This window comes from Streptosporangium sp. H16 (genome assembly GCF_051918855.1).
Lineage (GTDB): Bacteria > Actinomycetota > Actinomycetes > Streptosporangiales > Streptosporangiaceae > Streptosporangium.
The window spans coordinates 16036-37293 of the sequence record NZ_JBPXMD010000027.1; the positions used below are offsets into that span (position 1 = coordinate 16036).

At 70.7% G+C, this 21258-nt stretch carries 19 protein-coding genes; 9 read left to right on the plus strand and 10 right to left on the minus strand.

Going from position 1 to position 21258, the window contains the following annotated elements:
* Positions 1 to 6: 6 nt before the first annotated feature.
* A complete protein-coding gene (locus ACTOQ2_RS33185) occupies positions 7 to 1380 on the plus strand; it encodes a hypothetical protein (RefSeq protein WP_440104777.1) in 1374 nt (457 codons plus the stop codon).
* Between the two features lie 365 nt (positions 1381 to 1745).
* On the opposite strand, the gene ACTOQ2_RS33190 is transcribed toward ACTOQ2_RS33185, so the two are convergent.
* Positions 1746 to 4007, minus strand: a complete 2262-nt coding sequence (locus ACTOQ2_RS33190) for an NACHT domain-containing protein (RefSeq protein WP_440104778.1) — start codon at positions 4005 to 4007, stop codon at positions 1746 to 1748.
* 281 nt (positions 4008 to 4288) lie between these two features.
* Here ACTOQ2_RS33190 and ACTOQ2_RS33195 point away from each other — a divergent pair, with 281 nt between their 5' ends.
* Complete coding sequence (locus tag ACTOQ2_RS33195) at positions 4289 to 4429, plus strand: IS3 family transposase (RefSeq protein WP_440104839.1); 141 nt, start codon at positions 4289 to 4291, stop codon at positions 4427 to 4429.
* A 202-nt stretch (positions 4430 to 4631) separates the two neighbouring features.
* On the opposite strand, the gene ACTOQ2_RS33200 is transcribed toward ACTOQ2_RS33195, so the two are convergent.
* Positions 4632 to 5048 (minus strand): NUDIX domain-containing protein, encoded by a 417-nt coding sequence (locus ACTOQ2_RS33200; RefSeq protein WP_440104779.1) that lies wholly within the window; start codon positions 5046 to 5048, stop codon positions 4632 to 4634.
* A 448-nt stretch (positions 5049 to 5496) separates the two neighbouring features.
* Here ACTOQ2_RS33200 and ACTOQ2_RS33205 point away from each other — a divergent pair, with 448 nt between their 5' ends.
* Positions 5497 to 5913 (plus strand): hypothetical protein, encoded by a 417-nt coding sequence (locus ACTOQ2_RS33205; RefSeq protein ID WP_440104780.1) that lies wholly within the window; start codon positions 5497 to 5499, stop codon positions 5911 to 5913.
* Between the two features lie 487 nt (positions 5914 to 6400).
* Here the strand turns inward: ACTOQ2_RS33205 and ACTOQ2_RS33210 are convergent, their stop codons facing one another.
* Positions 6401 to 6772, minus strand: coding sequence for a hypothetical protein (locus ACTOQ2_RS33210; protein ID WP_440104781.1), 372 nt, complete (start codon positions 6770 to 6772; stop codon positions 6401 to 6403).
* Positions 6773 to 6899: 127 nt separating this feature from the next.
* Here ACTOQ2_RS33210 and ACTOQ2_RS33215 point away from each other — a divergent pair, with 127 nt between their 5' ends.
* Genes ACTOQ2_RS33215 through ACTOQ2_RS33225 form a run of 3 tightly spaced genes read left to right on the plus strand, consistent with a single transcriptional unit; the run spans position 6900 to position 9020 of the window.
* Positions 6900 to 7547 (plus strand): TetR/AcrR family transcriptional regulator, encoded by a 648-nt coding sequence (locus ACTOQ2_RS33215; RefSeq protein WP_440104782.1) that lies wholly within the window; start codon positions 6900 to 6902, stop codon positions 7545 to 7547.
* Positions 7544 to 7759: a ferredoxin gene (locus tag ACTOQ2_RS33220; protein WP_440104783.1), complete on the plus strand. Its 216-nt coding sequence runs from the start codon at positions 7544 to 7546 to the stop codon at positions 7757 to 7759. Before ACTOQ2_RS33215 ends, ACTOQ2_RS33220 begins: the two co-directional genes overlap by 4 nt.
* Positions 7746 to 9020, plus strand: a complete 1275-nt coding sequence (locus ACTOQ2_RS33225; protein WP_440104784.1) for a cytochrome P450 — start codon at positions 7746 to 7748, stop codon at positions 9018 to 9020. The genes ACTOQ2_RS33220 and ACTOQ2_RS33225 overlap by 14 nt, the downstream gene beginning before the upstream one ends.
* A gap of 114 nt (positions 9021 to 9134) precedes the next feature.
* On the opposite strand, the gene ACTOQ2_RS33230 is transcribed toward ACTOQ2_RS33225, so the two are convergent.
* A complete protein-coding gene (locus tag ACTOQ2_RS33230) occupies positions 9135 to 10022 on the minus strand; it encodes an LLM class F420-dependent oxidoreductase (protein ID WP_440104785.1) in 888 nt (295 codons plus the stop codon).
* Between the two features lie 440 nt (positions 10023 to 10462).
* On the opposite strand from ACTOQ2_RS33230, the gene ACTOQ2_RS33235 reads away from it, so the two are divergent.
* Positions 10463 to 11848 (plus strand): S1 family peptidase, encoded by a 1386-nt coding sequence (locus ACTOQ2_RS33235; RefSeq protein WP_440104786.1) that lies wholly within the window; start codon positions 10463 to 10465, stop codon positions 11846 to 11848.
* A gap of 38 nt (positions 11849 to 11886) precedes the next feature.
* On the opposite strand, the gene ACTOQ2_RS33240 is transcribed toward ACTOQ2_RS33235, so the two are convergent.
* From ACTOQ2_RS33240 to ACTOQ2_RS33255, 4 genes are all read right to left on the minus strand, one after another.
* Complete coding sequence (locus ACTOQ2_RS33240) at positions 11887 to 13203, minus strand: hypothetical protein (protein WP_440104787.1); 1317 nt, start codon at positions 13201 to 13203, stop codon at positions 11887 to 11889.
* Positions 13204 to 13212: 9 nt separating this feature from the next.
* A complete protein-coding gene (locus tag ACTOQ2_RS33245; protein ID WP_440104788.1) occupies positions 13213 to 13599 on the minus strand; it encodes a hypothetical protein in 387 nt (128 codons plus the stop codon).
* 94 nt (positions 13600 to 13693) lie between these two features.
* Positions 13694 to 14581, minus strand: a complete 888-nt coding sequence (locus ACTOQ2_RS33250) for a copper resistance CopC family protein (RefSeq protein ID WP_440104789.1) — start codon at positions 14579 to 14581, stop codon at positions 13694 to 13696.
* 338 nt (positions 14582 to 14919) lie between these two features.
* Positions 14920 to 15351, minus strand: a complete 432-nt coding sequence (locus ACTOQ2_RS33255; protein WP_440085690.1) for a cold-shock protein — start codon at positions 15349 to 15351, stop codon at positions 14920 to 14922.
* A 222-nt stretch (positions 15352 to 15573) separates the two neighbouring features.
* Between ACTOQ2_RS33255 and ACTOQ2_RS33260 the strand changes: the two genes are divergently transcribed.
* Complete coding sequence (locus tag ACTOQ2_RS33260) at positions 15574 to 16545, plus strand: threo-3-hydroxy-L-aspartate ammonia-lyase (protein WP_440104790.1); 972 nt, start codon at positions 15574 to 15576, stop codon at positions 16543 to 16545.
* A 62-nt stretch (positions 16546 to 16607) separates the two neighbouring features.
* Here ACTOQ2_RS33260 and ACTOQ2_RS33265 read toward each other — a convergent pair whose 3' ends face one another.
* Positions 16608 to 17600, minus strand: a complete 993-nt coding sequence (locus ACTOQ2_RS33265) for a threonine ammonia-lyase (RefSeq protein ID WP_440104791.1) — start codon at positions 17598 to 17600, stop codon at positions 16608 to 16610.
* Between the two features lie 342 nt (positions 17601 to 17942).
* Positions 17943 to 18902 carry a glucosyl-3-phosphoglycerate synthase gene (locus ACTOQ2_RS33270; RefSeq protein ID WP_440104792.1) on the minus strand — a complete coding sequence of 320 codons (960 nt, stop codon included), beginning with the start codon at positions 18900 to 18902 and terminating at the stop codon, positions 17943 to 17945.
* A gap of 131 nt (positions 18903 to 19033) precedes the next feature.
* Between ACTOQ2_RS33270 and ACTOQ2_RS33275 the strand changes: the two genes are divergently transcribed.
* On the plus strand, positions 19034 to 21253 hold the full coding sequence (locus tag ACTOQ2_RS33275) for a hypothetical protein (RefSeq protein WP_440104793.1): 2220 nt from the start codon (positions 19034 to 19036) through the stop codon (positions 21251 to 21253).
* Positions 21254 to 21258 lie beyond the last annotated feature (5 nt).

Consider the following 21258-nt stretch of genomic DNA (forward strand, 5'->3'; position numbering starts at 1 on the left):
CGTCCGGTGTTCGCCACCGTACTGAAGGAGATCACCGGGTATTTCGACCGGAGAGCCCTCCTGTCGACCTTCCTGCCCACCCTGGTCGCTGCGAGCGCCCTGGTCATCGGCGTGGCGCTGGCGGGGAACGGCATGCGGACATGGAGCACGCTGTCCGCTCTCGCCCAGGCGCTGCTGATCGTGGGCTTCTTGGTGCTGGTGACGATGTGTTCGTTCGTGCTCGTCAATCTCCGGTCGCTGCTCGACCAGTCCCTCCAGGGACGGTGGGGCAAGGCCACGATCGCCGTCGAGCGCCGCGTCAAGCACCACCGCGCGCGACGCGACGCCCTGATCGAGGAGGACGAACGGCTCGAGCGCCTGGAAGCCGCCCTCGTCGCGGCCGAAGCCACGATGCCCGTGAAAGACGCGCCGGCCGAAGCCTTCACCGGCGACGCCTCCGAGGAGATGGCGAAAGTGGCGACGGCCTGGGAGGAGTCGGACCAGCTCACCCTGGAGAAGGCCGCGCCCCGCCTGTCCGGGCTGAGCGCCCGGCTCTCGGCGCTGGCGACAAGCGAAGATCCGGCACTGGATCGCGTCCGCTTCGCGACGTCGCTCGCCTTGGCCAGACGTGGCCTCGCCCGGCGCTTCCACGAGGTGCGGACGCGGCGGGCCGCCGTGCAACAGCGGCTCTTCGTGCTCTACCCCGACGAGCCGCTCGACGTCGCGCCCACCGGCATCGGCAACATCATGCTGGCCGCCGAGCAGCACCCTCGGGTGCGCTACGGGCTGGACCCAGTGGTGATCTGGTCCCGGCTGCAGCCACTCCTGCCCGAGCCGTTCTCCGCCGCGCTCCGCGACGCCAAGGCCTCCCTCGACCTGATGCTGACCCTCGCGATCCACGTGCCGGTCGCCGGACTGCCGCTCGCCGTGCTGGCAGCGGCCAACCTCCCGCTCGGAGCGGACCCGACGGCCTGGACTGCGCTGGTCGCCGCGCTCCTCTCAGCGGCGGGCCTATTCCGCCTTTGCCGGCTTGCCGTGGCGGCGATGCTCTCGGTGCCGCTGCTGTCGTTGCCCGTGCTGCTGTGGTCGGTGGACCCGGTCCCCGGTGGGGTGGTCGCCGTGGTGTTGCGCACGGCCCTCGGCCTGGTGCTGGCGGGAGCGCTCACCTCCCTCACGCGCCTGCTGCTGGCGGGTGCGCGGGAGGCGGCGCTGGCCTTCGCCGACCAGCTCAAGGCCGCCTTCGACCTCCACCGGCGGCTGGTCATCCACGAGCTCGGCCTCGAACCGCCGGCGGACCTGCCCACCGAACGCGCACTGTGGCTCGACATCTGCGTCTTCCTCTACCGGGGTGACCCACCCACCTCCCCGGCCTTCCGGTACCGCGCCCCCGAGGTGACCTGACGCAGGTGATTCGCCACCACGCGCCACATCCCGTGGGAGGCGGTGACCGCGGCGACACACCGTCTCAAGTTCGACGGCCCCAGACAACAGTTGTCTTGCGCCGTCGAAGATGACAGTAGCCGACATCGTGACCTGCACATTGTCAGATAGCTGTGCGTGACCGCCCGGCCGGACAGGTCATCGAAGTTGGCAGTAGGGGATGATCTTGCGGGTCAGTCGATGAATTCGGCGCTGCTTTAGTGGCCCATCAGAGGCTTGCCGATGGGGGTGCCGGTGCGCAGCTCTTCGCAACCCCCGTTCGTGGGCTCGTCGGTCTGGATCGCGTGTGTGCAGCTCGGCAGAACCCCAAATCGGCGGGCCATTTATCATGTGTCCAGGTCGGTCGATGCTGGCTCGTTTTGGTGGCGCCGAGGTGTCCTGTCAGGTGAGGGGCGGCGGGCCAGATAGTCCTGTAGTTCCAAGTGGCGGAATTGGTAGGCGTCTCCCGCCACACGGAGCAGCCCGGCGTCGTACGCCCACCGCAAGAACTTTCCCAGACGCCAGGGGAGCGCGGATGGCCCTCGTCGTGTGCACAGGAGCAGCGCCACATACCGCAGCACCACATGACCGAACACGGGAATGGTCAGGAGCCCCCACAGTGCCCAGCCCGTGATGTTCAGCGCCAGGTCGTCGATTGATCCCAGCGGCTGGATCGCCTGTGTGGCTCCCACGGCGGCGAATGCGGTCACCACAGCCAGGACGCCCCCGGCAGCGGATGCCAGTTCGGAACGGATGATGCCATCACTTGGCCCATCGGCGCCTGCCCTGGGCGGGTTCTCCGGTCCGGAGCGCAGGCGCGTCACGGCCAGGGCCACGAACGCACTTCCCACTCCGAATCCAAGGCCAGTCAGTAGTCCAGCCGCTATTCCACGAGCCGATCCGACGATCAACGCGTAGCAGGACCCGGCTCCGAACCCCCACATCACCGCGGTCCTGAGATCCCGCCGCCCACGGGAAGCGGTGATGTCCTTCACATCGTTCATGCTCAGCCGCGACCACGGCTGAGCCCAGGGGTGGATCCATGCCAGCCATGGCACGCCGATGAGAATCGTCAGCGCTACCACGTATACGTCCCAGCCTGGAAGGTACTGCCGTTCCAGTGGAAGCGGAGCGGCCGCGTGGAACACCAGCACGGGGAGGCAGGCGAGGTAACCGAGTAGGGAGGCGACCAACCGGGGCCGGTGAAGGCCGGCCATCGGCCATAGCCGGTGCCACACCAGGTCGGTGCCCGACACAGAGCGCCCGCCCAGAGTGCGCTGGTGAGCAGTGTTGTGGTGAAGGTATCGGGCCAAGGTCGCCAGCCAGCGCTGCACCGATTCGGCATCGGCTCTGCCCGGCGGTGGGGAAACGGCCACCGCAGCGGGAATCAGCAGACCCATGAGATGGTCTCCGACCGAGTTGGAGGAGCGGTTGAGGGTGGTCTCGATTTCGACCCCGTTTTGACCTCGTTCCGGATCGAGGGGGTCAAGGCCCGCGGGTGTGCCGGCGGCGATGGCGATCAGGTCGGCGGGGTCGCGGACGAATGAACCGATGTTGGACGGCTCTCGCTGTTCGTAGACAAAAGCGGCCATGGCCAGTCGCCACGGCGTGGACAGGGCTTGCGCCAGTGTTCCAGCACGGCGACCGCTAAGGGCGGCTGAGACCGGCTTCCACCGCGCCGGATGTTCAGAACGAGCTTGCAGGAAACCAAGGATCTGTGAGCGTCTCAGCGGAGCCAGCTCCACACGAGCAGTGTGATGTGCCCAGATTCGCTGCTGCTCCAGGGCTTCGTATCGATCCGAACGGCAAGTCAGTACCACAGCCGCGAGTCGGTCATGGTCTTGATAGGCGTTCAGCGCGACCAGCACTCGAGCGGCCCTGGCCCCATCAACGGCGGTTCCCCCAGCATGATCGACGCGGCGCCCGGCATCGGGATCCACTCGTGATCCGGTGTCGATTTCGGTGTCAAGTTCGTCCAGACCGTCAATGACCGGAAGCACCAGCCGAGCCGATACCAGCGCGCCGGCCTCAATCTTGCGCAATCGGTAGACCTCGGTCAGATGCCGCCGCAGCCATTCCTCCACCGCCGACTTGAGAGGCAGATCACTGTCCAGAGAGGCGGCGGCGATCCGGATCGGGACCGGATCGCCGGAGGACCGGATCTGCAGCAGACCCATGATGAGCTTCACGGCCAGAACGGTTTTCCCCGCGCCTGGCTCCCCAGTGATGACCATTCGCCGAGGCCGAAGCTTCTGAAAATAGTTCACCACCGAGGTTAGGCGGGAGCGCTCACCCGCTCCTGCGGCCGGGTGAGCGGGCGCACGATGAAGGCTGAAGCCCACATCGATCGCCTCGTAATGGTTGCCGAGGAGCTGGCGCAGGGCCTCCCGCTCCCGTTCCAACACGTCTTTCGCCACTCGATCGGCGATCCGGCCAGGTTCAGGCTCCGAGTAGCGGACCGCGAGGATGCTCGCCCGGGCGCTGTAAAACGCGAACGCCAAGCCTGGCAGAGCGACGACCAAGCCCAGCGAAGCGACGATCAAGCCAGCCGGGTCATCGGTTGCGGCGGTTACCACCGGCAGCGTCCGCCACGCCAACCAGACGACCATCCCCAACGCCGTTATCGTAAGTAATGCCCATCCTGTCGCGGGCCCGCGCCCACCACCGGTCGCCATAACTCAGATCATGAGCGGCTTCCATACCCGGGTGGAGGCTTTCCTGGGTATCGCAGCCCAGGTGTGACTTTCTACTCCGGCCGCCTCCCTCTCGAGTCACTGCGCCGGCCAGCAGCCGCCGCCGAAAACCTCGCAACCACCACCACTGCCACGCGGCTACGGCCGGGCCGCGCCGAAGACTGGCCTGCGCGACAGCTCCACCGACTACTCCGCTCCTGAAGAACCGGGTCGAACTGGCGAACGTGATCTTCGAATACCTGGAGATCTTTCACAACCGGCGACGACGACACAGTGCCTTGGGGATGCTCACCCCCATCGAGTACGAGATGCTCTATCCGAACGTCCAGTCGGCATGAGAGCCAACCTGGTCATAACCGTCCAGGAAGCCCTCGACCCCAGTAAGCCTCGATCCCATCACGAACATGCCCAACCGCTTGGCCACGTGGGCGAAGTACTCACGTTCGCTCATCCCCGCCGGGCTCGCCGTCACCAATCCGCCTCCTGACACACCGCCGACTCGATTCTGCCGATGAGCGCCCCCTGACCTCCGGAGCGACGTCACGTGACGAGCACTGCGGTGAGCATCGAGAGATACGACTCATGGGCGAGACGCAGGCTGTCAAGGTCGGACGTCTCGAACCACGCCACAGCGTCGTGCTCGTCTGGCGCGGCGTTGACGGGTGTTCCGGCCCACCTGTCGACCAACCAGACCTGCATGTCGAACGTCGCGGTCCGGATCTCATGCATCGGCGGGCCGGACGGCTCCGATGCCGTGATTCCCAACTCCTCCCGAAGCTCGCGGACAAGGCTCTCTTTCGGCCCCTCCCCCTCCTCGACATGACCGCCCGGCAGGTCCCACACATCGGGATACCAACGGCGTCCGGCGCTTCGATGACACAGCAATACCCGATCGCCGTCGCGAAGAACGGCCGCCACAATCCGGACTGGACCGGAGTCGCCAGCGGATGTCGTCATCGGCACATTCTGACCCATGCGGATCTGCCGCGGACAAGGCGCTGTCGAGGCCGGTCTCAGCCCCTGTCCCTTCCAGGCCGGGATCTCTCAGAGCGCCTGCGGGTGCGGGCGGCCTCCGGGGAGTCGCTGATCAGGGTGGCCGGCACGCTGGCCCCCAGCGAGCCCGCCACGTGACGGCACGCCTGTGGGCTTGTCGGCTTCCGGCGGGCGACCGTAACCACCAGACGTTGGGGAGGCAACGGCCCCCTCCGAACCCTCTGGCATGCGGCTTTCACCTAATTTCAGCTGAAGGAAGCAGGGCGGATTCATCGGTGCAGCTCGACGTGGCCTGTTTGACTCAAATCCGTGGGATCCCTGTTCGGCCTTGTCCGGCTACGGCGACCTCGTCAGAATCAGTTAAGCCTTCAACTAATTGGTCGGAGGCTCACTTGCACAGATGAGGAGAGGCATGAAGCGCACCATCTTCGTTCTCATCGGCGTCTTCGGCGCCATGCTCATCGGCATCAATCCCGCGTCCGCGGCCACCTCCGCGGTCGACTGTTCCACTGGCGGGTACACGCGGGCGTACAACAGCTACATCCCCTCCAACATGGAGCGAGGGGCCATCGACGGGCGCAGCTACAACATCGGCGGCTCGTTGTCGTACGACTACGAGATCTGCCTCGACATCCCAGACACCTCAACGTTCACGATCGAAGTGCGGATCTGGAACAACGGCACACAGACCGCCTTCGTGGACGACCGGCCCGGTGACAAGGTCTTCCGCTTCTCGCTCGCCCCGAACAGCTTCTGGCAGGTCTACGGCACGCTGACCGGGCCCGGCAGCACCTACCTCTACTACACCTGGCACGAGAAGCGGGTCTAGTCCTCGAATCCTTAGCCCGATATTGCCGACGAATTTCTGACGCAGGACACTAGATGTACGGCCGAGCTGGCTTCGTCCTGTTGCTGCAGCGGATCCTCCTTTCCTGACCACGCACTGTCACCACCGAATTCGTGCCAGAGCCGTTTACTGGAAGACCCTTCTACAGTCCCTGTTCCCCGAAAATCCGGCGACGTCAGCACGGTTGGCCGCGCCTGCCTGGGCACTGCCCCCACCGTCGAAGCGAGGTAGAGCATGCTCACGCTGCTCAGCCAACCTGCGCGTGCGACCTTGAAGGCCACCGGCCGAGTGTAGTCGGTGGCCTTCAGCCCAGAAGGTACCCGTCTGGCCAGCGCCGGGGACGACGATGGTGCAGATCTGGGAACGCGATGAAGGGAAGGACGCTGGAGGCACAGGCGTCCCGGCCGCTACCGGTTTCGAGTCGGCGCGGTGTGCGCGGCCTCATCGGCTGACAGGCCTGATGCGACCGTCAGATGCAATCCTGCCAGCCGTTCGAGCTGAAGGAGTCATTCATGTCATAAGGCCTGAGATCGTTGACATCAAACCCGCTGCCGGTCGTGCTGTAGGGAATGACCAGTGCCGCCCCGCCGCTGTTGATGTCCGTCCACATGACCGCACGGCATCGGTCGTCGCCGTTGCTCAGGGAGCTGGTCGTGTCGTTCACGATGGTCCCGCTGATGACCGGGCTCGGGCCCCAGAAGTAGTAGAGCCGGTCATCCACGTAAGTAAAGTCATGTTCGCCGTTCCGCACCGCCATCCGATCAACCCAAGAGGAGAACGACTCGTCGGGCTGCGGCTCAACTACCAACGCCAGGCGCCGAGGGAGGAACCCGACTCTCATCTTCGACTCCTCACTCTCAAGTCGACTCTCAAGATCCGCGCCGAACTCTCAAGTTCAACGGCGCCAGACAATCCCAAATGCCTCCGGCACTGTTGACACATCAAATGAACGTTCTTTTAATTGGCGCATGGGGCGTATCGCGGGTGTCACCGCCACCGAGACCCGGGAGCGCCTGCTGCGCGCGGCGGCCGAGGCCTTCGCCCAGCGCGGCTACGACGGTACGCGCGTGGCCGACATCGCCGCGGCCGCGGGGGTGAGCAACGGCGCCCTGTACGCCCACTTCGACTCGAAGGCCGAGCTGCTGGTGGCCGCGCTGCGCGCGCACGGGCCGCAGCTGCTGGCCAAGTTGTTCGCCGCCGACCCGGACCGGCCGATCACGGAGTTGCTGGCCGTCGTCGGACGCGGGCTCCCGCGCCGGCGCGACGCCCACGGCTACCTCATCGTCGAGGCGCTCGTGGCGGCGCGCCGCGACGAGGACGTCGCCCGGCCGATGCGCGACTACGTCGGCGAACGCACCGGCTGGCTCGCCGGGCTCGTCCGTGCCGCCCAGAACGACGGCGAGCTGGACGGCGAGCTGTCGCCGGACGCGCTGTCGCACTTCTGCCTGCTGCTCGCGATGGGCAGCGCGCTCGTCACACCCGACCTGCACCCGGTCGACGACGGGGAGTGGGCCGCGTTGCTCGCCCGCGTCGTCGCCGCCCTGGCCCCTGCCGGCACCACGGCACAGACCTCGGTCCCCGCCGGCACCACAGCACAGAGGGAAGCGCCACGGTGAAAGTAAAGATCGACTCCGAGCGATGCCAGGGACACGGCCGCTGCTACGACCTCGCCCCCGGCCTGTTCGGCGAGGACGACGAGGGCTACGGGCTGGTCGTCGGCGACGGCGTCGTACCCCCGGGCGAGGAGCAGACGGCGCGCCTGGCCATGGCGAACTGCCCGGAAAGAACGATCGAGATCCTCCAGGAGGCGCGACATGACCGTCGATGACCGCTTCGACCAGCAGGAATTCGAGGAGAGGCTGCGAGAGCGCCCTGACGGCGTGCGCAACGAGGTCATCACCGGGCCGGTCTCCGACTGGGCGACCGACTTCTCCCACACCGAGCCGGAGTGGGCAGCCGACCCGTACCCGATCCAGGACGACCTGCGGCAGCGCTGCCCGATCGCGCACACCGACCGGTTCGGCGGCGCGTGGCTGCCGACCCGCTACGAGGACGTCGCGGCCATCGCCTACGACACCGAGCGCTTCTCCTCCCGGTCGGTCGTCATGAGCAACTTCCGGCCGCCGCGCGAGGTGGCGCCGGTGGGCGGCACGCCGCCGATCTCCTCCGACCCGCCCTTCCACCACGACGCGCGCAAGCTGCTGCTGCCGATGTTCACCAAGACGGTGGTCGCCAGGCAGGAGCAGGCGACGCGGGCGTTCTGCCACTCGCTCCTCGACGCGCTGGAGGGGCAGGACGTCATCGACGCCGCCCGTGACTACGCCCAGCACATCCCGATGCGCGTCATCGCCGACATGCTGGGCTTCCCGCCCGAGGACGGGCCGCGGTTCCGCGAGTTCGTCGAGAACGCGCTGGAGGGCATCAACCTGCCTCCGGAAGAGCGCATCCCCCGGATGGAGAAGCTGTTCAACTACCTGCTGGCGCAGATCCGCGACCACGTCGACAACCCGAGGGACGACCTCACGACCTACCTCGTCAACGCGGAGCTGTACGGCAGGAAGCTGGAGTCGCTCCACGTGGCGGGCACGATGGCGCTGCTGCTCATCGCCGGCATCGACACGACGTGGAGCGCGATCGGCGCCTCGCTGTGGCACCTGGCCAAGACACCGGCCGACCGCGAGCGCCTGGTCGCCGAGCCCGCCCTGCTGCCGACCGCGATGGAGGAGTTCCTGCGGGCCTACGCGCCGGTCACGATGGCGCGGCTGGTCAAGGAGGACATGCACTGGCGCGGCGTCGACATGAAGGCCGACGACTGGGTCCTGCTGTCGTTCCCCGCGGCCAACCGCGACCGGGCCCAGTTCGACCGGGCGGACGAGGTCGTCATCGACCGCGAGGTCAACCGGCACGCCGCGTTCGGCCTGGGCATCCACCGCTGCGTGGGCTCGCACCTGGCCCGGATGGAACTGCGGGTCGCCCTCGAGGTCTGGCTGGAGCGGATCCCGGCCTTCGGCCTCGACGACCCGGCGGCGGTGACCTGGGCGACGGGTCAGGTCCGCGGGCCACGCACGCTCCCGCTCCGCATCGGCTGACCGGGCCCGGGGCGGACCTCGCCCCGACCGGCCCCGGGCGTGGGAGGCCCGGGGCACGGGCGGCCGGCGTCTTGGTCGGCCTGGCAGGCGCGGACCGTGGAGCGGGCCCACGGCTCAGCCGTCCAGCGGGAGTGTTTCGGCCAGGCGGCGCCACGCGTCGCGCGGCAGGTCGTGGAAGGGGTCGTCGGTCACGACCTGGATGGCGAGGTGATCGGCTCCCGCGGCCAGGAAGTCCGCGGCCCTCCTGGCGACGGCGTCGGCGTCCCCGAGCGCGAACACCGCGTTCACCAGCCGGTCGCTGCCGCCGTCGCGGAAGTCGTCCTCCTCGAAACCCAGCCGGAGCAGGTTGTTGGTGTAGTTGGGCAGCTTCAGGTAGAGGCGGAGATAGCCGCGCGCGGTGGCGCGGGCGCTTTCGAGGTCGGGATCGAGGACGACCTTCAGCTCGGGGGCGAGCAGGGCGTGCTCTCCCAGGATCTCGCGGGCCTGGGCGGTGTGCTCGACGGTGACGAGATACGGGTGCGCGCCCGCGGCCCTGTCGCGGGCCAGCTCCAGCATCCTGGGGCCGAGAGCGGCCAGAACACGCGCCTGCGCGGGCACCGGCTCGGCGGCGGAGTCCAACGCGTCCAGATACTCCCGCATCGCGGAGTACGGGCGCGCGTACCGCTCGGTGAAGCCCTCGTGACTCACGCCGAGCCCCAGGACGAAGCGCCCGGGATACTCTCGCTCGAGAGCGGCCCGCCGGGCGGCGACCTCGGCGGCCTCGTACTCCCAGATGCTGAGGATGCCGGTGGCCACGGTGATGCGCGGGGCCGCCTCGAGGAGCGGCACGGCGTGGTCGACGGCCGGGCTCCCGCCGAGCCAGAGGGTGCCGTACCCCAGCGCGTCCAGCTCGGCCACCGTGTCGTCGAACGCGCCCCTGTCGACCGGGCCGTCGCCGCGCGACGCGTTGCTCCAGGCCCCGCTCCAGATGCCGAACCTGCCCAACCGGCTGTCTCGCGGCATGACGACCTCCCTGACCATAGGCGAACATGTCTACTGCCCTCGGTTCTGCTCTGCTCGCGGGAGCGAGGCGCGGCCACCGGCCCTCCCGCCTGCCCCTTCATCTCCACCATGTCCCGCGGTCAAACCGAGCGTTCGCGCACGCTCCCGGGCGATGCCCGGTACTCGCCCCGGTGCGAAGAAGTTCGCGAACGCCACCGGCAACCGGTGAAATGCCCGATCGGAGCCGGCCGCCGCGGGCGCGGTGAGCGCGGTCGCCGGCCGTGATCTGGACGTGCCGGTCCGCCGGCCGGGATCATCCGTCCCGCGTGGCGCCCGGCCTTACCGGCCGGAACCGGCGACGGCTGGATTAAGGTGGCGGTGCCCCTGTCGCGCGACCGGTCCGCGACGCGGGATGACCTCCCCCCTCACGCTTCGAAAGCCGAGGTCGAGGAGAGACTCACATGTCCCGCAGCCACATCGCCGCCACGGGGTGCGTCCTGGCGATCACCGCGCTCACCCTGACAGCCCTTCCGGCCGTCGTCGCGCACCGGGCGGCGGGCGCCGCCGGGGTGAGCGCGGGGCCCGCTCCCGCCCTGACGCCTTCTCCCGCCGTCACCACGCCCCGGGCCGCGGGCACCGCCCCCACCCCGGCGGCCCCCACCCCGACGGCCTTCGCCCCGACGGTCCTCACCCCGGTGGCCCCGCCTCAGACGGCGGCGAGCCCTCCCCGCGCGATAAACCTGCCGCGGGGCGTCATCGAGGCGCTCCAGCGCGACCTCGGTCTCACCAGGAGGCAGGCCGAGACCCGGCTGCTCAACGAGATCCGGCTGGCACCGGTCGAGGCTCGGCTACGCGAGGAGCTCGGCGGCCGCTTCGGCGGCTCCTGGTTCACGGGAACCCTGGCGCAGACCCTCGTGGTCGCCACCACCAGCGCCGCCGACATTCCGAGGATCATCTCCGCGGGTGCCAGGGCCGAGGTCGTCCGCGCGTCGCTGGCGACGCTCAAGGCGGTCAAGCGGAAACTCGACGAGGCCCTGCCCGCCCGCCCCATCGGGGGAAGCGTCCGGTACGTCGACGTGCGGAGCAACAAGGTCGTCGTCCTGTCCAGGAACGCCTCGGTGACCCAGAACGTCCTCAGGTCCATCGGGGTGAACACGGACCTGGTGGTCGTGCTGGCCTCCCAGGAGAACCCGCGCCCCCTGCACCTCGTGGAGCGTCCCCCGTACGACCTCAAGGGGGGCGACGCCTACTACGTCGGGGAGAACCGCTGCTCCGTCGGCTTCCCGGTGACCCGCGGGACCCGGAGGGGGTTCGTCACCGCCGGCCACTGCGGCAGGAAGGGCGACGTCACCACCGGCTTCAACCGGATCTCCCAGGGCACCTTCCAGGACTCGACCTTCCCGGTCAGCGACTTCGCGTGGGTCGCGGTGAACGACCGCTGGGCGCCCACGGCGGAGGTGAGCAGCGGCGGCGCGGGAGCCACCGTGCCCGTCGCCGGCGCCACGGCGGCCATCGAGGGCGCCTCGGTCTGCCGGTCGGGCTCGACGACCGGATGGCACTGCGGCCTCGTCCTGCAGCGCGACGTCAGTGCCGTGTACCCCACGGGGAAGCTCTTCGAGATGACCCGTACCAGCGTCTGCTCGGAGAGCGGCGACTCCGGCGGCGCCTTCGTCTCGATCGACCAGGCCCAGGGAATCACCTCCGGCGGTTCGGGCGGCTGCGCCACGGACGGCACGGGTGGCGTCACCTACTTCCAGCCGATCCGCGAGATCCTCAGGACCTACCGGCTTACCCTGATGACCGCCGCCCCCACCCCGCCCCCGGCCCCCGCCGGGCGGGTCCGCTAGCCGGACCGGCCCTGTCACCGGTCCGGCGGCAGGGCCGGTCAGCCCGCGAAGAGGAGAAGCAGGCCCACCACCGTGTAGACCACCATCAGGACGAGGAGCGGGATCTGCCCGATGACGGCGGTCCGCCGCGGGAACAGGGCCAGCGCGCGGTCGTGGGCGAGCACGGTGCCGACCACGTGACCGACGACGATGACCGTCACCTGGAGCATGGCGATCCCGGCGGGGGAGGTACCGGCCGCCTGCACGGTCCACCCCGCGGTGCCCAGCCAGTCGGCGCCGGTCACCAGCGGGTCGGAGAGCAGGGCGAGGGTCCGCTGGCCTTCGAGGAGGAGAAGCGTGTAGTAGTGGGCGACCACGTACCCGACGGCGATCGGAACCACCGCGTGGGCGAGCTCGCCCGCCGTCGTCCCCGGCTCCGCCGCACCCCACCGGCCGGCCAGCGAGGTCGCGCCGCGGTACGCCGCGAGCACCAGGCCGATGACGGTGAGCAGCCCCACCGTCCCCATGACCGGAGCCGGCACCGAACTCTCCTGCACGAAGCGCACCCAGACCGGGGCGTTGGAGAGACTGTCGTACATGGTGGAGCCGAGGAGCACCACCACCAGCACCGTCAGCCCCGGCACCGGCCGAAGCCCGGCCATGCCGTCCAGCGAGTTTCGCCAGGTCACGACGCCGTCGGGGCGTCGTGCGATCGGGGCGAGCCGGCCGACGAGGGTGCTGTAGACCTCGAACGCGTCCGCGTGGTCGAACCAGCGCGACCCGAAGAGCACCGCTCCCCCGAGCATGAACACGACGTAGGCGGCGAGCCAGGCCCCGATGACGGGCAGGGTGGCCCGCTCGGGGGCGACGAGTTCCAGCCAGACAAAGGCGAGGAGACCAGCCGCGGCGGGCCAGTAGCCGATCCCGCCCGGCAGCGGGCGCAGCCCGGTGCCGGGGTCGCGTCCGAGCCCCCGGCAGGCCAGCAGGTGCAGCGTCCGCAGCGGGTTGAGGACCGGCCACACCGGCCCGAACAGCAGCGAGAGCGGCACCAGGCCGACCCAGAACAGGACGTAGAAAACCCCCGCCGTGGGATTCTCGACCCGGTCCGGGCCAAAGAGCAGGCCCACGCAGAAGTACGCCGCGGCGACGAGCCCGGCCACACGCCAGAACCACGGCCACGCCCGCGCGGACACCACCCCCTGGACAACGGAGGCCAGCGGGCGGGGACGGCGGAGGTCACCGCCCAGCCGCGGCTCGGTCCACAGGGCGCCCAGTGCCACGAACGACACCAGCAGGGCGAGGATCGCGCCGGTCAGCGCCGCCTCGAAGGGGATCGGCAGGTCCTGGCGACCGCCGATGCCGTGAGCCAGGAACATCACGCCGGCCTAGCGCACCACGAGCTGCAGGAGCTGCAGCTTCGAGTCGTGGGTCTCGACCTCGAACAGCCCGTCCCGGTCGGCGACGAACTCGATCGTCGCGGGAGTGCCCGGCTGCAGGTCCGCCGCCTTGTCATAACCGTGCACGTGTAGCTCGTCGGCCGCGTCACCGGTCACCGTGATCCGTACCGTCTGACCCTTGGTCACCTCGACGCGGCCGGGCGGGGGCGTCACCTGCCGTCCGGCGATGGTCACCGCAATCTCCTTGACCGTCGAGACGCCGGGGGCCGCGCTGGGCGAGCCGCAGGCCGTGGCCATCGGCAGGGCCATCAGCAGGGCCACGCCGAACATGAGCGCGGCGAGCAGCGGGCGGCGGCGGGCAAGGGGTGACGTCATGGCTGTTCTCCTGGGGGGGGTGGGGGTGTCAGGCCAGCGCGAGGGTCGGCGAGCCGGCACGGTGGCGGGGACGGCGGTGCCGAGAACGGGCCGGTCAGCGTCGCTTGGCGCTCTTGACCGCTTTGGCGCCCTTGGCAGCCTCGGCGCTCTTGGCCGCCTTGGCGCCCTTGGCACTCTTGGCCGCCTTGCGTGACGCGGTCGCGGGTCGGCCAGGAGGCGTTCGCGCGGGCGGCCCGGTGGGACGCCGCCGGACCTCCGCGCCGCGGGGCGACGGCCGCCGTGCCGCCCGGACCACCATGAACCCCACTCCGACGACGAGGACGGCGGGCAGCAGCCACACCGACAGGTCGAAGCCCGAGGCGGCCTGGGGCGCGTTCGAAGCCGCCGCCTGCGGCGTGGTCTGAGGGGTGGCCTGAGGGGCGACGGGCCCGGCCGCTCCGGCCGACGGCGCGGCGGCGCTGGGTTGCGCCGGGTTGAGCAGAGCGGGGTCGGGCTCGCTCGTGGGGGCCTTCCAGCCCTTGGGCGGTTCCGACATCTTGCCCTTGTAGGTGAACTTGACCTCTCCGGTGACCTTCTCGCCGTCCGAGGCGACCGACATGTAACGGGCGACGTACAGGCCCTGCTCCGGCCAGTACGCGACCGGGACCATCGCCGGGAACCCGGTGTGGTAGAGGTTCGGCTGCCAGGTGCCGTCCACGAGGTTGTACTCGGTGACCGGCTCGTCGAGGCGCTTGGGCTGCCCGTGCGACCACGGCTCGTCGACGCGGGCACCGCTGGGGGTGGTGACGGTGAAGTACGCGTTCGGGGCGGGCTTCTCGGTGAAGTAGAGCGCGAGCGACTCCATCGGCTCGGTCACCGTGCTGTCCTTGGCCGGCGTCGACATCGCGAGCTGGCCGTGCGCGGACGCGGGCGTCGCGAGGGCGGTCAGCGCGACGCCGGCGACGACGGCCAGCACGAGCAGCTGGCCCAACCAGCGCGCCATCGCCACCTCTGCTCTCCACCGGGAAGGCCCACTGGCCCTGGGAACCGCGGGCGATTCCGACCGCTCAAGGTCAATTCCCGTCGAGAGTAGCCGCTTTTGTCCCATATGAACAGAACTTGGGTGCGCATCCAACCAAAGAGCGTCAGGGACTGTGAGCCACGCCGTCCCGCACCCGTTCCGCGACGCGCGGCGGCTTCGAGGGGGACCGCGCCGTCACTCCGAACCAGTCGCGCCGGTACGTCGACGGGCACGTCGCCCGAGCCACCACCGACAGCGGCGGGCAGAACCCGGATCGCGCCCACCGCGATCCGGGTCACCGGGGGACGAGCCGGCCGGCCTCAGTCGTCGACCCAGCCGTGGGACCGGGCGAACGCCAGGAAACGATGCCTGACCTGCCCGATCTGCGCGCCCGTCAGCGTGGGCGCGTGCTCGATGAGCAGCTCGGTCACCGCACCGCTGAAGGACTTCGCCGACAACACGTCGCACACACCGTCGTCGTCACCGAGCTGCTGCGGGGCGGCGGTGGCGACCGGGGACGCCGCCGCGACCGGCCGCCGGACCGGCGGCGGGTCCAGAAGGGTGACGGTCGAGACCTTCAGGCCGCGCTCGCCCTCCATGACCTCGTACTCCACCCGCAGACCGGGCTGGACGGCGTGCCTGCTCTCACCGAAGTCATTGGCGTGGAAGAACACATCCTCGCCCCCGCCGACGGCGGCGATGAAACCGTACCCGCGCACCTCATCGAAACGAAGAATCGTACCGACTGCCACAACAACACCACCTGCACAGAGAATCGCACCGCTTCGCTGTCACTTTCCGAAACTGTCCGGACAGTGAGTCCGCCTGCCTGTCACACCGGACGACCCGATGCTAGACCGGACGGCGCGCCATGTCCGAGCCGATTCCATGACACCGCCCGGTACACCGGCTGTCCGGCGGGGATGGCAGGCTTCGAGTCCGTAGCCGTGCCGACCGAGAAGAAGAGGTAGCCGATGTCCCCGTCACCGGCGTCACCGACCTATGACGACGTCCTGAGCGCCGCCGCCCACATCGCGCCGCAGGCCCACCGCACCCCCGTGCTGCGCTCGCGCCGCATCAACGAGAGCGTCGGCGCCGACGTGGTGTTCAAGTGCGAGAACTTCCAGCGGATGGGCGCCTTCAAGTTCCGCGGCGCGTTCAACGCGCTGTCGCGGTTCACCCCCGAGCAGCGACGCTCGGGCGTGGTCACCTACTCCTCGGGCAACCACGCCCAGGCGATCGCCCTCGCCGCCCGGCTGCTCGGCATCCCGGCCACGATCGTCATGCCGCACGACGCGCCGACCTCGAAGGTGGCCGCCACCCAGGGGTACGGCGGGCAGGTCGTCCGCTACGACCGCTACACCGAGGACCGCGAGGAGATCGGCCGCGCGCTGGCCGCCGACCGCGACCTCACGCTGATCCCCCCGTACGACCACCCCCACGTGATCGCCGGTCAGGGCACCGCCGCCAAGGAGCTGTTCGACGAGGTCGGCGACCTCGACGCGCTCTTCGTCCCCCTGGGCGGGGGCGGCCTGCTGTCCGGTACGGCGCTGTCGGCCCGGGCGCTGTCGCCCGGCTGCGCACTGTACGGTGTCGAGCCGGAAGCGGGCGACGACGGGCGGCGGTCGCTGCGCGAGGGCTCCATCGTCCACATCGACACGCCGAAGACCATCGCCGACGGCGCGCAGACCCAGCACCTGGGCGCCCACCCCTTCGAGATCATCCGCCGCGAGGTCGACGACATCGTCACCGCCACCGACGCCGAACTCGTCGAGGCCATGAGGCTCTTCGGATCCGTCATGAAGATCGTCGTCGAGCCCACCGGCTGCCTCGGCCTGGCCGCCGTCCGCAACCTCGCCGCCGAGCTGCGCGGCAAGCGGGTCGGCGTGATCGTCAGCGGGGGCAACGTCGACCTGGAGCGCTACGCGTCACTGCTGGCCTCCTGACCGCCGCGCTCCAGGCCTGAAGCGCCGGCTTGGAGCACCGGCCCGGGGCACCGGTCCCACGGTCAAGGTCCGTGGACGGGAGCCGCACCGATCCAGCGGTGATAGGCGTCCATGTCGACGTTGCTGCCGCACACGATGGTGACCACGTGGCGGCCGGCGAAGCGGTCGCGGTCTTCGAGGACGGCCGCGACGCCGAGCGCGGCCGACGGTTCGACGACGAGGCCGGCGTGGTCGAGGAGCATCCGCATCCCGGCGATGATCGACGCCTCCTGGACCAGGACGGCGTCGTCGGCGACCAGGAGGAGGTCGTCCAGGACCGCCGGGATGGGTCGCCGACCGGCGACGCCGTCGGCGATGGTGTCGGTCGAGTCGGTGGTGACGACGCGCCGCCGCCGCCACGAGTGGGTCATCGCCGGCGCGCCCAGCGGCTGGACGCAGATCACCTCGACGCCGGGCGCCAGGGCCTTGATCACATGACCGACACCGGTGGCCATCGCCCCGCCGCCGAGAGCGATGAGGACGGCGTCGAACGACGGCACGGCGTCGTCCCGGGCATCCGCCAGCTCCAGGCCGATGGTCGCCGCGCCCTCGCAGGTCTCGATGTCCAGGCTGTCCTCGACCAGCCGGATGCCGTCGTGCCGCGCGATGGCCGCCGCCCGTTCGCGAGCCATGTCGAAGTCGCCGTCCACCAGCTCCAGCCTGGCGCCCAGCGCGCGGATGCGATCGAGCTTGGCCGCCGGCGCGTGCCGGGACGCCACGACGACGACGTCGAGCCCCCTGCCGCGACCGGACCAGGCGAGGGCTTGGCCGAGGTTGCCCGCGCTGGCGCACACCACGGCTCGCGAACCCTTGCCGGCGAGGAGGCTCGCGACCAGCTCGGTGCCGCGGGCCTTGAAGCTGCGGACCGGGTTCGCGGTTTCGAGCTTGATGCTCACCGTGCACCCGAGGCCGGGCTCCAGCGCCTCGCAGCGATACAGCGGTGTGTCGAGAAAGATCGGGTCGATGATCCGGCGAGCCGCCTGGATCCGAGCGATGTCGAGGCGCGTTTCCTGCACGATGGAGCAGCGTAGCCCGGTGGTTTCGGGCCGAGCAATCGATCTTCAGCGTGGGCTCGCCGGCGATGTCCGGCTCACCGTCCGCTGTGTTCACCGTGACCACCGTGCGCGTGCTCATCCGCGCCGCGCGGCGCCGACGCCACGATCCGCGCGATGCGGCCCGGCGCCGAAGGAAGATCAAACCGGCTTGGGGCCCGTGACGCGGTTCTTACCGCCACGCCCTGTTCTCGCCGTTCTCGCCGTTCTCGCCGTTCTCGCCGTTCTCGCCGTTCTCGCCGTTCTCGCCGTTCTCGCCGCCGGGATCGCGGCCGTGCGGCGTGGTCACCCGGCCGTACGGCGTGGTCAGCGGACGGGGCGATCGGCGCGGTAGGCCGGGATCGTGACCATCGGGGGGCGTTCGGCGACGGCGACGTCCCGGACGCTCACCTGGTGGCCGTCCGCGCCCCGGCGGAACTGGGCGAGGCGGGGAGAGGGCCGGTGCAGGGAGACCATCATGTTCTGGCGTTCCAGGCGTGACCACGAGGTCTGCAGGATCTGGGCGGCCATCCCGCCGAGCGCCTCCGTCGACTGGTGGGAGTGCACCCGCCGGCCCAGGTCGACCTGGGCCAGGGCGTCGAGACCGGCGAGGTCGAGCAGGTCGATCAGCAGGGCGAGTTCCACCCCGTAGCCGGTGACGAACGGGACGCTCTCCAGCACGGACCTGCGCCCGGCGTACTCTCCCGCGAGGGGTTGCACGAACCCGGCCAGCCGCGGCCAGTGCAGGTTGAGCAGGGGGCGCGCGACCAGCTCGGTGACCCGCCCGCCGCCGCTCTGCACGTTGCGCAGGGGCCGGTCGTAGCAGCCCTTGACGTAGACCACCGCCGGGTCGGCGAGCAGCGGGCCGAGCAGCCCGGTCACGAAGGACGTGCGGAACTCGCGCAGGTCGGCGTCGACGAAGACCAGCAGGTCGCCGCGGGTCGCGGCGAGGGACTTCCAGAGCGCCTCGCCCTTGCCGTCCAGCGGTTTGAGATCGGGCAGGACCTCGTCCTGGGCGATCACCGTCGCCCCGGCCCGCGCGGCGCGCGCGGCGGTGTCGTCGACGGAGCGGGAGTCGATGACCACGAGCTCGTCGACGAGCGGCACGGCCTCCATGAGATCGCGGCGGATCGCGGCGACGATCTCCCCGACCGTCTCCTCCTCGTCGCGGGCGGGCAGCACGACGCTGATCGTCGTCTCCCCCTTGGCCCTCAGCAGCTCCGGCAGCGCCCAGTCGGCCGAGGATGAGGTGCGCCCGCGTAGCCACGCCTCGACCTCAGGTAGCACGACCCGTCCTTTCCATCACCTCGGTGGTTAGGGGTATCACCTTATGTGGCGCCGATTCCGCACACCTACCGGCTCCCGTCCCCATCGCGCAGGTGGGAAGATCAGTCCAGTCCGGAACGAGGGAGGACGGCATGAACCCGGTAGCCGTGATGCGGGCGGCGCGCGGCGTCCGCGACGAGCTCGACAGCTTGATGGGCGGCGCCTCCGGCGAGCTTCGCGACCGGCTGGATCCGCTGCTCGCCGAGGCGGGCAGCCGGCCTCCCGGGCAGCTGGCCGACGCCGTCATCATGCTCATCGCCGAGTACGGCCCCGCCTGGGAGCGGCTCACCACGCTGCTGAGCCTGGACCGGGGCATCACCGCCGAGCAGGTACTTCCCCTGCTCTCCCAGGGAGCGGGCGCCGAGCCCGGCTCGCACGGGGGCGGCGGGAGCAGCCTCAGCCCCCCGCCGCCGGGCGGCGCGGGTCCCACGCCGCCCTCGTGGGGCGCGGCGCCGCCGGCCGGTACCGACCCCTCCGGCCGGGATCCGGCCGACGCTCCGCAGACCGCCGCCTACACCCCGGACTGGACGCTCCCCGGCGCGGAGGGGCAGGGACATCCGGCGCCGGGTCCCGGGCGGGCACCGCGGGACCGGGGCGGGAACCCGCACGACACCGAGCGCGACAACGGGTACGGCGACATGCCGTCCACCGGCGCCATGAGCGCCGACTGGCTGCGCCCCGACCAGCTGTCGGACCCCGCGCCCCCCGCGCCCCCCGAGTCCCCCGTGTCCCCTCATTCCCCGCCGTTCCCGTCGCCCTCGCCGTCGCCGTGGCTGTCGCAGGGACCGTCGTCGCAGGAACCGTCGTTCTCCCAGCCGTCGCCGTCGCAGGAACCGTCGTTCCAGGAGCCGTCGCCGTCCCGGGAACCACAGGCCCCCCAGGGCTCACCGTCGCCGGCACCGCCGGCACCGGCCGAACCGCCCGCCGTGGCGCCGGCTCCCACTGAAGCGCGGGGGCCCTCGGTCCTCGACCGGCTGACCGGCGCCTTCCGCAGGCGGCGCAAGGAGACGCCCGCCGTGGCACCGGGGTCCGAGTGGAAGGGGATCCCGCTGATCGAGTCCCCCGCCGAGGCGGTCGCGGGCTGGGGTGCCGAGGTGGCGATCGGCGTCGCCCCCGGCCAGGGGCAGGACGGCACCGCGACACCGCGCGAGCCGCTCGACCTGGACATCCAGATCGTCGCCGAGGGCTTCGACGCGCCCGGCGGGTGGCGGGTGCGGCTGCGCGCCGACGAGACGGCACCGTACCCGCGCGCCGCGGTCAACCTGATCGCCCTCGCCCAGGAGGAGCCGGAGGTCTCCCGGCAGATCCAGGCGACCTACGCGGTACGCGGCCAGGTGATCGGGTTCGGCCTGCGCGCGATCACGGTCCACGGCTCGCCCGGCAGCCTGAGCGGGCACGAGGCGCTGGAGCCGGTCTCGGGTACCCGCATCCGCCCGGCCCTGATGGGCGAGCCCGCGGACGTCACGGCGATCATCGTGCACGGCGACAGGCCGGGACGGCTGTGGTGGACCTACCAGTCGCCGCACTTCGTCACCCCCGACCGGGCCGAGCTGTGCGACCTCGGCACGCGGGCCTCGGAGTTCGGCGGGCGGCTGACCGGGCGGGGCCGTCTCTCCGAGGAGCTGGGGCGGGAGGTCGGCTCGCGCGTGCCGTGGGGTTTCTGGGAGTTGCTGAACGCGGTGGCCGGCCGGGTGGCGCCGCGCCGCCCGAGCGTGCTGATCCTCTCCCAGGAGCCGCACGTCCCCTGGGAGCTGGCCGTGCTGGAGCATCCCTACGACCCCTCGCTCCCCGGTTACCTGAACTGCCAGACGGTGACCGGCCGCTGGCCCCTCGGCGGGCGGCGTCCCGAGCTGCCCCCTCCCTCGAACGCGCGTGCCGACCGCGTCGCGGTGGTGTGCGGCGAGGCGCAGGCGCATCCGCTGGTGACGGAGTACGGCGCCACTCAGGTCTCCCCCGCGCTCGGCGACGTCCTGGGCGTGCTCGGCCAGGGTCCCGAGGTCGTCCACTTCGCCGACGGCGGGGCCGCGTCCGAGGTGCTGGGTCACGATCTGGCCGGGAGCCCGTTCGTCTTCCTGGAGGAGCCGGGGGACGCCCGGGCGTTCCTGCTCGCGGGCGCGAGCGGGGTCGTCGCCCCGCTCTGGTCCACCGGTGGCGGGCCGGCACCGGAGTTCTACCGGCGCTGCTTCGCCGGTGAGCCGCCGGCCGAGGTGCTGCGGTCCATGCGCGGGCAGGCCCCCGACAGCGCGGGCGCCTACCAGTTCCACGGCCACCCGTCCCTGACGCTGCGCCGGACGGCCCCGCCCGCCGGGTGAGGCCG